Origin of the sequence: Joostella atrarenae (assembly GCF_021764745.1) — a bacterium.
Classification (GTDB): Bacteria; Bacteroidota; Bacteroidia; order Flavobacteriales; family Flavobacteriaceae; genus Galbibacter; species Galbibacter atrarenae.
Map to the genome: position 1 here is coordinate 212,681 of NZ_JAETXX010000002.1, position 11,904 is coordinate 224,584.

General features: G+C 32.1%; 11 protein-coding genes. 4 read left to right on the forward strand and 7 right to left on the reverse strand.

What is annotated here, in order from left to right; genetic code table 11:
- Window positions 1-280: 280 nt before the first annotated feature.
- The 4 genes from JM658_RS05550 to JM658_RS05565 all read left to right on the forward strand — a co-directional run bounded on the left by JM658_RS05550 (window position 281) and on the right by JM658_RS05565 (window position 4,180).
- The gene (locus tag JM658_RS05550; RefSeq protein ID WP_236958251.1) at window positions 281-1,936 is read left to right on the forward strand and encodes an alpha/beta hydrolase-fold protein; all 1,656 of its coding nucleotides are present in this window, start codon (window positions 281-283) and stop codon (window positions 1,934-1,936) included.
- A gap of 562 nt (window positions 1,937-2,498) precedes the next feature.
- Window positions 2,499-2,678 carry a hypothetical protein gene (locus tag JM658_RS05555; RefSeq protein ID WP_236958252.1) on the forward strand — a complete coding sequence of 60 codons (180 nt, stop codon included), beginning with the start codon at window positions 2,499-2,501 and terminating at the stop codon, window positions 2,676-2,678.
- Window positions 2,679-2,935: 257 nt separating this feature from the next.
- Window positions 2,936-3,376: a hypothetical protein gene (locus JM658_RS05560; protein ID WP_236958253.1), complete on the forward strand. Its 441-nt coding sequence runs from the start codon at window positions 2,936-2,938 to the stop codon at window positions 3,374-3,376.
- 369 nt (window positions 3,377-3,745) lie between these two features.
- Window positions 3,746-4,180 carry a hypothetical protein gene (locus JM658_RS05565; RefSeq protein WP_236958254.1) on the forward strand — a complete coding sequence of 145 codons (435 nt, stop codon included), beginning with the start codon at window positions 3,746-3,748 and terminating at the stop codon, window positions 4,178-4,180.
- 204 nt (window positions 4,181-4,384) lie between these two features.
- Here the strand turns inward: JM658_RS05565 and JM658_RS05570 are convergent, their stop codons facing one another.
- The 7 genes from JM658_RS05570 to JM658_RS05600 form a co-directional block, all read right to left on the reverse strand.
- Window positions 4,385-4,849 carry a GNAT family N-acetyltransferase gene (locus JM658_RS05570; protein ID WP_236958255.1) on the reverse strand — a complete coding sequence of 155 codons (465 nt, stop codon included), beginning with the start codon at window positions 4,847-4,849 and terminating at the stop codon, window positions 4,385-4,387.
- 15 nt (window positions 4,850-4,864) lie between these two features.
- Window positions 4,865-5,854 carry a Gfo/Idh/MocA family protein gene (locus JM658_RS05575; protein ID WP_236958256.1) on the reverse strand — a complete coding sequence of 330 codons (990 nt, stop codon included), beginning with the start codon at window positions 5,852-5,854 and terminating at the stop codon, window positions 4,865-4,867.
- Entirely contained in the window at window positions 5,838-7,565 is a 1,728-nt protein-coding gene (locus JM658_RS05580) for a sodium:solute symporter (RefSeq protein ID WP_236958257.1), read from the reverse strand. The genes JM658_RS05575 and JM658_RS05580 overlap by 17 nt, the downstream gene beginning before the upstream one ends.
- Before the next feature lie 108 nt (window positions 7,566-7,673).
- A complete protein-coding gene (locus JM658_RS05585; protein ID WP_236958258.1) occupies window positions 7,674-10,205 on the reverse strand; it encodes a PIG-L family deacetylase in 2,532 nt (843 codons plus the stop codon).
- 184 nt (window positions 10,206-10,389) lie between these two features.
- Window positions 10,390-10,773, reverse strand: a complete 384-nt coding sequence (gene gloA2, locus JM658_RS05590; protein ID WP_236958259.1) for an SMU1112c/YaeR family gloxylase I-like metalloprotein — start codon at window positions 10,771-10,773, stop codon at window positions 10,390-10,392.
- A gap of 109 nt (window positions 10,774-10,882) precedes the next feature.
- Window positions 10,883-11,542: an alpha/beta hydrolase gene (locus JM658_RS05595; protein WP_236958260.1), complete on the reverse strand. Its 660-nt coding sequence runs from the start codon at window positions 11,540-11,542 to the stop codon at window positions 10,883-10,885.
- A 12-nt stretch (window positions 11,543-11,554) separates the two neighbouring features.
- On the reverse strand, window positions 11,555-11,887 hold the full coding sequence (locus JM658_RS05600; protein ID WP_236958261.1) for a hypothetical protein: 333 nt from the start codon (window positions 11,885-11,887) through the stop codon (window positions 11,555-11,557).
- Window positions 11,888-11,904 lie beyond the last annotated feature (17 nt).

Consider the following 11,904-nt stretch of genomic DNA (forward strand, 5'->3'; position numbering starts at 1 on the left):
GTTTGCTAAACAAGATTCTAAGAATTTAAAATAGTGCATAATCTAACTCCAATGGGATACTTTAAAAAAGCTATTATAGCTCGGTGTTTAGGGTGTACTTTGCCAGATATGCACCATACACAAAACGTTAGTAAACACTTTGTTCTTTAATCTTTTTTCTGATTATGGATCCTCGTAAATAGTTTCTAAATTTAACAAGATATGATAAACTTGAATATTTATAAACTACTGATTTCCAAAATAAAATTTTGCGTTAGTCAGAATTAAAACAAACCGCTACATGACAAAAATTCTAACTACTATTTTACTTATCTCCTCTATGATTTCATCTGGACAAGAGTTGAGTACAATAAGAGTTTCTGTTCCTAATAAAACAGACGAAGTTTTTATTGTCGGAAATCAAGAAAGTCTTGGAAATTGGCAACCGGAAAAAGTCAAAATGAACAAGACATCTGACTATGAAAGAGAAATATCCTTGAATTTAACTTTCCCAGCAGAGTTTAAATTTACACGTGGTAACTGGAACAGTGAAGCTATTATTAAAAAGCTTTATGGGCAACCTAACTTCATCTTATCTGAAAGACCAAATAAAGCCAAAAGTTATAAAATTCAAGGATGGAGTGATAAAATTGATAGCTATTCGACTTTTAACACTTTTTTAATTCAAAGTTTGTATTCAGAAATACTAAATGCTGACCGAAAAATTTACATTGCATTACCCGAAAATTATTCTAAAAGCACTAATTATCCTGTTATATATATTACTGACGCACAAAACTTAAATAATTTCGAAATTGCTCAACAAACAATTAGACAGCAATCAAAATTTAAAAATTTTCCAGAAACCATTATGGTTGGTATTTATCAGTCTGACAGAAATGCAGATTTTGGTCTGAATAAAGTAACACTATACAACGAAAAGTTTCAAAATTTTATTTTTAACGAGTTAATTCCTTTTATAGATAAAACATACTCAACAAGTGATTATAAAGCAATTATTGGACATTCAAATGGTTCTGAATATAACCATTATTTAATGTTTGCTGATAACAATCCATTTAATGCTTTTGTAAATATTAGCGAAGAGATTAATGCATTGTTTCCTTATATGGACCAAAGTTGGTTTCACAAAAGTAAGGACAAATACCAAAGTTTCTTCGAGCATTATTCAGGTAAACAAATTGACTTATTTATTGCGAGCGGAAAATATGACTTTTGGCACAGACTAAAGGCTGGAAAGGTTATAGATAGTCTTTACAAAGCTTACCCAAACACCAAGATTAACTTTAAGCACAAATTATTTTCAGCCGAACATAATAGCCTTGTCGGTCAATCAATGTTTGATGCTTTGCAGTTTATTTTTAATGACTTCAAGAATTTTGAAACTTTTGAAACAGATTTAAAAAGCACAAAGAGTTTCAAACAAGCAAAAAGTATTTTTTTAGAGAACTCAAAGCGATATGGAAATTATGAAATGTCCATAGAAGATGAAGATATAATCCAAACGATTGTTTTTAATACGAAAAACTTTGAACTTTTTCAACAATGGAATGTTAGCGAGAATGTGAACAATCAACTATACTCAAACTTGATTTTAGGAAGTATTTTAACAGACATTGACCCTGAAAAAGCTTCGCAATATTATGAAAAAGCAATAGAGGAAAGAGATAAAGAAATTTCCAATTTCCTACAATCTATTATTTACAACGAAGTACAAGTTTTAAATCGACCTAAAGAAGCAATTACAAAACTTGACAAAATCCTTGAAATTAACCATGTAAATAAATTAGCAATAAACTATTTTATTTCAAAAACGAGTATTGAAAATGGTATAGAACTCTCGAAAGGGAAAAAGGCACTTAATTATTGTGAAATGAATTATGTTGAGAACAGATATTTTACAAAAAATGATTTAAAAAGATTAATGCTCAAATAATTAGGCATAACAATGGCTCCTATGAAAAGCACTAGTCCAGTTTTTTTAAAGTTAATATTTAGTATTGTAAAGTTGTAAAACTGCAAAGTCGCGAATCTGCAAATTTGCAGAAGGCATTTCTTTTATCTTCACTCTTTAGTCTCTTCTCTTTTTTTCTGATTACGGATTCCTGTAAAAAGTTTCTTAATTGAATTGCTATATTTGAAGGAGAAATAAACGTGAGTGCGTTTGTCTAGAAGTTGTAAAGCATTTGAAAAAAAGACTCCAAATAATATTATTTTTTATGATTTGTGTTAGCTGCTCAAATGCTAACAAACAGAAAGGGGTAATAACACAAACCAGGTTCCTTTGTGGATTTTCAAATGATTCTTTGAAAATTAGAACTGAATATAAACTGATTAAGGTCTCATCTGACTCAATGATCAAGTATGATTATGTGAGTTACACTGATTCTTCTAAAAATTTTAGTTTAGAATTTAAAAAGTATAAAAATCAATTATTGATTCATCATACTGGTTATAAAAAAAAGGAACTTAATCGATTTATAAATCAAAGAATCTCAATGGATAATTTTGACGTTTATACTTTTATTGAACCTGAAATTGATGGTATGTCGCCTATCCTATTCAATTCAAGTTATGGAATTCTAGCAATTGGGAATCCATTAGGACCAGCGGCAATTTTTATTGAGAGAAAACAGGATTTTGAATTGAGCACCGAAATTTTAGACAAACTGTATTAATAAAAACGCTTTACAACAATGTATCCTATGAAAAGTACTAGTCCAGTTTTTCAAAGTTAATATTTAGCATTGTAAAGTTGTAAAACTGCAAATTCGCTAATCTGTAAATTTGCAGAAAGCATTTCTTTAATCTCTTCTCTTTTTTCTGAGTACGGATTTCGGTAAATAATTTCTTAATTGAATTGCTATATTTGAAAGAGAAATGGACGCGAGTGCGTTTATCTAGAGGTTGTGCATTATTTGACAAAATAAACTGAATGAAAGAATCTGATTTAAAAATTTTACAGAAGTCGCTCAAAATGATAGCGTATTTTCCAGAACGAGTGGACACGGTTAATTCCGCGAATGAATTTATAAATATTCATAATCGTAATCTAAAAATGCTAACAGACTTGGGAATTGAAAGGAAATCTACATTCATAAAAAAAAGGATTGAGGAATATCCAACTATAAATACAACAGAAATTGAATATTATATTACTAAGCAAAAAAAGGAAAGAAGTCTTTTAAGTGTTGTTGGTGGAATCGTAATTGATTTTGTCTACGATGTTATCAAAAATAAAGGAACAACTTTGCCTCAAATAAAAAGGAAATTAAATGAAAGCAAAAGCCTTAACGAAAAAATACAAAAAGTAATTGAGGATCCGATTTATGAGGAATTATATGAAAAAACAATGCACAACAATGTATCCTATTAAAAGCACTAGCTCAGTTTTTCAAAGTTAATATTTAGCATTGTAAAGTTGTAAAACTGCAAAGTCGCGAATCTGCAAATTTGCAGAAGGCATTTCTTTAATCTTTACTCTTTATTCTTTTTTCTGATTATGGATCCTCGTAAATAGTTTCTTAATTGAATTGTTATATTTGAAGGAGAAATAAGCGTGAGTGCGTTTGTTTTTGAGTTGTTGTATTTTTTAATCAACCATATTAAAATGAATTGAAGTCTAATTGTTTTACTCATAATTTTTTTTGCACTCATAAGCTGTAATAATTCTGAAAAGACTATTGATAAACTAGAGATTGCTAAAAGATATTTCATTGCGCTTGACGAGTCGAGTAGTTCTAAAATGGAAGATTTATTATCAGATAGTATAACAACAGCTATTCCTAAGTACGAATATGAAATAAAGTATTCTAAAAATGATTATGTTAATAATTGGCTAAAATGGGATTCAGTTTTCGAACCATCTTATGAAGTGCTTGAAATGAATTTGGAAAATGGAAATGTAAAAGCTAGAGTTTCAAAAGCAGACATAAGAATTAACTTTTTAATGCAAAAACCTTTTTTAACAAATGAAATTTTGAGGTTTCAAAGCGGGAAAATAGTATTGGTAGAAACAGAGTACTTAAACTTTGACAATGAAACTTGGGGAGAAAATAGAAGTGAACTTCTAGAATGGATTACTGAAAACCATCCTGAATTAAAAGGCTTTATCGATGACCAAACAGAGGCTGGAGGAGTGAAATTTTTAGAAGCAATTAAACTTTATGAAGATAAGTAAAAAATATTCGTTATTTAATGATAACTAAAGAGTCCAAGGATTGGATAGATTTACAAAATGAAGTGAATTTAATCCTAAATGATACCAGACAAAACCCACCAAAAATTAGAAGGATTAAATAGGGTTTACTATCAAGGTTGTATTTAATTGTTTGAATATAGACTCTGGTAGTTCTTTAGCATGGTAAATTCGAGAATTCACAAATTAGCAAACAGTATCTTCAAACCTCAATTCCATATAGGGGAGGAGTCTTTCATTAATCTTACTTTCAATGTATTTAGTGGTTTTAAATCCAGATTTTATATAGAAAGGCTCGGCATTTGGATCTGCTGTTAAAAACACACGGGAGTAGTTTAATGATTTCACTCTTTCTAGAAAATGATTCATAAGTAAATGCCCATATCCTTTACCGATACAACTTTCAGAAATAAAGAAATAATCTAATTCTATGTTGTTGTTATCTCTAATTAAATAAGCATAAAAACCAAGAATAGTCCCTTTCTTTATAAGTTTATATACACTATTCTTTTTGAGATAATCGGAAGTAATGGTTAACTCATCTTTCCATGATTCTATTTGTGCATGAGAATAACCCCAATAAGATTTTGATTGAATAGTTAACTCCGTAAGTTCCTTATTATCATCACTTGAAGCAATAATTATTTCCATTTAAAACATCAAATATTACTCGTAATAATTCAGTCCAATAATCTCTTTTACTTTATCCATGGTCTCCATCAGTTGGTGACTGAACTTATGTGTCATAATAGGACTTTCAGTTTCTCCGTTTCTTAGTAACTCATTAAAATGTGCTGCTTCATAATTATACCCTTCCGTAGTAACATCGAAATCTTTTGTAGTTTCTTTGCCTTCAGCATCTGTAAAAGTAACTTTTGTAGGTTTATGGAATTTAGTGTGGAGTTTTATAGTTCCTTTTTCGCATTTAATAATAGCTTCTGTTGGCGTTTCTTCTAAAAGTGTAGAACGTAGATTTGCTTTTACACCGTTTTCATAAGAGAAAACCATATGGCAAGAAGAATCGGCTCCAGTTTCGAAGAAAGTAGCATTTGCTTGAATCTCTTCTGGAACTCCCAATATTGAAAGTGCCGCAAAAATAGGGTATATTCCAATGTCTAATAAACTACCGCCTCCCAATTGCTTATCAAATAGGCGAGAGGTGGCATTAAAAGTTGGATGAAACCCGAAGTCGGCATCAAGGCTAATTACCTTTCCGTAGCTTCCCTTTTTAATAAAATCTAACACAAGTGTATAATGCGGTAAAAAATATGTCCACAAAGCCTCCATAAGAAGCACATCTTCCTTTTTCGCAATTTGTAACATTACATCAACATCTGCACTATTTAAGGCGAGTGGTTTTTCGCAAAGCACCGCTTTTTTATTTAGCATACAATCTATAGCATACGTTTTATGGAATGTATGCGGAGTAGCGATATAAATGGCATCTACATTAGGGTCTGTCATCAATTCCATATAATTACCATAGGCAACAGCAGCTCCATATTTATCTTTAAAATCTGTTGCTTTCTCCAAAGAACGCGATGCAATTGCATATAACTCTGCATCTTTTAAAGTGAGTAAATCTTTTACAAACTTAGTAGCGATATGTCCAGGAGCAAGAATCCCCCATTTTATTTTTTTATTTTGTGATTGCATTCGTCGTTCTATTTAGTAATTCTAGAATAATAGCAATAATAATTACCATTGCACACCCGATAAAATTAAGCCAAAGATAGCCTAGTTTTTCATCTCCAGCATCGTATTGGTGAATGGCAAAGTAATAGATTAGTACAATTGCTATTTGTGTGATTATTGCGCTTATAAAAACAGCATTCCCTCGGATAAATTTAATAAAGAAAGCGATTAGGAAAATACCTAATACATTTCCGTAGAAAATAGAACCGATAATATTTACAAGCTGAATAAGATTGTCTAATAAAGAGGCAAAATTGGCAAAGAGAATGGCAATAATTCCCCACGCTAACGTAAACCAACGTGTTGCATTTAGGTAATACCTTTCGTTATGCTCTCGCTTATTATTCCTTTTAAAGAGATCGATAGTTGTAATAGTTCCCAACGCATTAAGCTCTGAAGCGGTCGAAGACATGGCCGCAGAAAATATCACTGCGAGTAATAATCCCATAAGTCCTGTTGGAATCTTATTCAGAATAAAATGTATAAAAACGTAATCTTTATCATTTGTTTCTAAGTCGTCATCAACTTTTTGAATCAGTTCTTTAGCTTCCAAACGACTTTGTACTTCTCTTTTATTAATCTCTTGGATGTGCTTTTTTGCAGAAACAATAAGGTTATAATCTTTCACATCTAATACCGAAGAATAGCGTTCTTGAGCCATCTTCTTTTCTCTTTCTAAAGCCAGATGCTGTTTTTCTAACTCTTTATATTCATCTGCATATTCCGACTGCTCCACAGCTTCTACAGCAGCAGGATTAAAATTTAGCGGCGAGTGATTGTATTGATAAAAAACAAAGACCATAACTCCTACAAGCAGAATAAAAAACTGCATCGGCACTTTAAATAATCCGTTAAAAATAAGCCCTAACTGACTCTCACGGATAGATTTACCAGAAAGGTAACGTTGCACCTGACTTTGGTCTGTACCAAAATAGGCGAGTGCTAAAAAGAGACCTCCAGTAATACCACTCCAAAAAGTATATCTACTTTTGGGATTAAAGGAAAAGTCTAGAATATTTAATTTATCGTTGGCACCAGCTATTTTTAAAGCTTTTCCGAAAGTAATATCTTCTGGGAGGTAGCTCATTACCAAATAAAAAGCAGTGAACATTCCTGTCATTATTACAAACATTTGCTGCTTTTGGGTAACGCTAACAGCCTTTGTTCCTCCAGAAACAGTGTATATAATTACCAATATTCCGATAACTATGTTCAAGGTTTTTGTTTCCCATCCTAAAACAGCAGAAAGTATAATAGAAGGGGCGTAGATAGTAATTCCAGCAGCCAATCCACGTTGTATTAAAAAGAGAATTGCAGCTAGCGATCTTGTTTTTACATCGAATCTATTTTCCAGAAATTCGTATGCTGTATATACTTTTAATCGGTGGTAAATAGGGATAAATACAATACAAATAATAATCATTGCTAATGGCAATCCAAAATAGAATTGCACAAAGCCCATACCATCATGAAAAGCCTGCCCAGGAGTAGATAAAAATGTAATAGCACTGGCTTGTGTTGCCATTACAGACAATCCTACCGTGTACCATTTTGCTTCTTGACCTCCAAGAATAAAGTCGTTTACATTTTGACTTCCTCTAGTTTTCCAATAACCATAGGCTACAATAAATAATAACGTTCCAACTAATATAATCCAATCGATTACCTCCATAGAACTATTTGTTTGAAATCATAATTAGATAAAAAACAAAAATGTAAATAGCATTCATAATTAGTACAATAGAATACTCTCTTTTCCACACAAATTTACTCAGCATGATTATCCTTTAATGTTAGTATTGGTATTCTCTTTCTTTCCTACAGAAAGCATATTCGCAAATATTTTATAAGCTCCAGGAACTCCCGCTGGAAGTTCTCTAAAAAAACTTAAACCAGAGTAAATATAATAACCTTTTCCATAAGGTGCTATTAGTAAGCTTCCATCTTTTTTAGATTCTCCTTTATCATGCATAGAAAGCACCGACGTAAACTCATCTCCCCATGTATTTGGAAAATATAATCCTCGCTCTTGTACCCAACCTTTAAAATCACTTTGCGAAATTTTATTTGGAGTATTTAATAGCGGATTATTAGGAGCATTTAGCGTTACTTCTGCATTTTCATCGGTTACACGGTCTCTAGATAATTCTAGCTTATAAGGAGCTAAATTATCGATCCCAATACCGCTTCTACCAGCAGTATTGTACTGTACAATTAGGTTACCGCCATTTTTAACGTAATCTAATAATATATGTTGTTTAAATTTTAATGATTCGTGGATGTTATAGGCTCTAATTCCCATAACTACAGCATCGAAATTCTTTAGATAAGCAGTATTTATATTTTCTGGTTGAATAACCGTTACTTTATAGCCTATCTGACGTAAACTTGTAGGAACATCATCTCCAGCACCTGCAACATAGGCTATATTTTCTCCTGTTTTCTTGATGTTTAAACGTACCACCTTAAAATTAGCAGGCAGTAATACCGATTGTGTAGGAATATGATCGTACGCTATGGTTACCAATTCTTGATCGTATTCTTTTCCATCAACTGTTACAATTGGAGTTATGTTTTCTTGATTTTCTTCTGAAGGAGGAGTTACGGTAAAAATTACTGTCTTTGTATCTCCTTTTTTAGCAATTGAAAAATCAACTTGCTGCGGACTCACTTTCCATCCGCTGTTATATTTTAAATGAATTTTTCCAGTAACATTGTCCGTTCCAGATTTTATGGTAACAGGAATTTCCTTTGTTCTTTCATCTGAAAAAATGATGACTTTATTAGCTACAGAAACACCTACTTTAGGGAGGATTTCGAATGGTTGATAAATTTCCCCTTTATCAGGTCTTGAAAATTTATAAACTATATTTTTTTCAAAAGGAATGGTGACTCCTTCCACAGTAATATTAAAAGTTGCCTTTACGAGTCTTGGTGTTTCTGGTTTCCCCCTTAATTCTTGTGGTGCCTTGTACATTCCTAATGTGCCTTGCTCTTTTAACCAATATGGAGCTGTATAATCACTATTTTCAGGAACCTTAATTGTAGCTGTGGTATTTATAAACTCGTTATTTTCGAGTTGTTTGTTTACGCTAGCAACTTCATTTGTAGGTGTGATGGTAATGTTTTTAAGCGACATATTTACATCTGACCTGTTTAAAACAGCACTTTTTACACTGATTTTCTCTCCAGGAACAGCAGAAGCATTTTCAGCAGTAGCCTCAATAAAGAGTCCGCTACAAGCTTCTATAATTTTCTTTATTTCTTCTGATTTTACTTCACGCCAATAATCATCTTTTAAATCGGAAATTAAAGTATATGCCTTTACTAATTGAGGAATATGTTGCGAAGGGTCTTTAAAATTGAAATTAGCTTCGATATCTAATAAAATTTCAGCAATTTCTTCTCCACCTTCTACACGTCCCCAAGTGGTATTGATCCCATCAAAAATATTATTAGTATTATCTCTTGGGAAACTCCCTTTTAATAATTCTATATATTCTTTTTCGGAACCACGAGAAGAAATGCCTCCAAACCCTTGACTTAAATGCTGACTTCTAGCAATAGAAGCAATTTCATTATTACTCATCCCAAGAGCAGGGTAGTAGGTACCAATATCAAAGCTCATCATCTTTGATTTATCTGCTGATTCAAATTTATCTAGACTTCCGTAGAACCACCATGAGGTATTAAAAAACATACGCTCTGGTTGCCAAGGTTGTGTATATTCTAATTGCTTCGGATAGCTATTTTTATCCGCTGCAAGATCAAAAGCTTCTACACTAAGCATCGCAGAAGATGTATGATGACCATGAGTAGTACCTGGACTTCTGTGGTCAAAACGATTGATAATTACATCTGGTTTAAAGTTTCTAATCACCCAAACAACATCTGCTAATACTTCTTCTTTATTCCAAATTTCTAGCGTTTCATCAGGGTGTTTTGAGTATCCAAAATCATTAGCTCTAGAAAAGAATTGTTTTCCGCCATCAATATTTCTTGCAGCAAGCAACTCTTGTGTTCTAAGTACTCCAAGAAGCTCTCTTAATTCAGAGCCAATTAAATTCTGTCCGCCATCACCTCTGGTAAGCGATAAATAGGCAGTTCTTGCTTTCACTTCATTCGACAAATAAGAAATAAGTCTAGTGTTTTCATCATCGGGATGCGCAGCGATATAGAGTGCTGTACCTAGGAAGTTCAGCTTTTGTACTGCTTGATAAATATCTGCGGAAGGGTATGTTTTAGGCTTCTGCGCATAGATAGAAAAAGTAAATACTAATCCAATAAAAAGAGAGGATAATATTCTTTGCATACTTTAAGTTTTAGGTGTTACGTCAAATATAGAAATAAATGTTGGTTGCCGCCGATTGTTTTTATTTCTTTAACTATGTTTTTGCACGTGTTGGAACGTTTTATTAAATAGAATTTTTCTTAGATCTAGGTTTTTAATTTTTGACGAAGATATTTTTTTATATAGGCATAAAAAGTTCTAAAAACTAAGCTTCGTATAGTTCTATTGGGAGATTATCTGGATCAGCAAAAAATGTAAATCGCTTTTTGGTAGTATCATCAATCCGAATAGGCTCTGTGGCAATATCAAAAGAAGAAAGTTTATCTATTGCAACTTCAATATCATCTACCTGAAAGGCTAAATGGCGTAAACCTGTAGCTTCTGGACGAGAAACTCTTTCTGGAGGTGTAGGAAAGGAAAATAGCTCTATGATATATTCTCCATTTAATGCCAAATCTAGTTTATAAGAATTACGCTCTTTTCGGTATACTTCCTGAATAATTTCTAAGCCTAATATCGCAGTATAAAAATGTTTCGAAAGCTCATAATCCGAAGAGATAATAGCAATATGATGGACTTTTTTAAGCATGTTTTATAGGTTAGAGGTGCAAAATTTGAAAGTGATTATTAGTTTAGATATATTCCATTATCATCAACTGTAAACCCTTACAGAACGCGGCAACTCTTTTTCAATAGTATTAAACTCTTTCTTTAAGCCATCTTTGTAATGAATAGAAATTCTGTGGCGCTACACCGTGTCCTACAGGAAATTCCTCATAAACATGATTTATGTTAAGCGACTTCAATGCTGGAGCTGTTTTTCGAGCCCAATCTACTGGAATTACTTGATCTACACTTCCGTGGGAGCAATAAAAACTTAAATTCGAGAAATCGTTATTTTGATATCCCTCTTTAAGGATCTTTTCATTTAAATAACCACTTAAAGCGATTACGTTTTTAACTTTTTCAGGATAAGAAAGAGCTACAGCATAACTTAAAATAGAACCTTGACTAAAACCTAATAAAGTAACATTATTAGCATCTAAATGATACGCTTTACAAGACTCTTCAATAAAGTTAACAATCAATTCTCTCGATTCAATAGCTTGTTCATCATCGCTCCATTTTCCATCTTCAGCATCAAAATGAATAGCATACCAAGCGTGACCGTATGGTATTAAATCTTGTGGAGCCCTAACAGAAATAACGCAAATATCTTCTGGTAATTCTGAAGCAAAAGAAAATAAATCTTCCTCATTACTTCCATATCCATGTAACATGAATAACACAGGAGTGTTGTCTTTTTGTTCTTTAGCAGCTCTTATAATATGATGTAGTGAAAGCGTTTGTGTTTGCAAGTCTATGTGATTTTATTGTTTAATGAATGTAAACCATTTCTGAAAATATTTTCCAACTAATGGCACTTCGATATATTTTTCTTGAAGCATAGTAACAAATGCGTACGTCCAAAGGATAGAAATAAAAATATAGAAAGCAAAAGAAATCATCCAAGAATCAAAATTCCCTATAAAAATTGCGATAACAATAAACATAAGGCTTAATCCAAACCCCTGACGGATATGAAAACGAGCAAATGGATTCTGCTTTTCTAAATTCATCATAATAGCAATAAGCGATCCTACAAGCATTAAATAACCAATAATAGCTGTTGTTTTCCCTTCTCTTTTTGGTTTAATTTCCATCTTTTTTGTGTGTATTA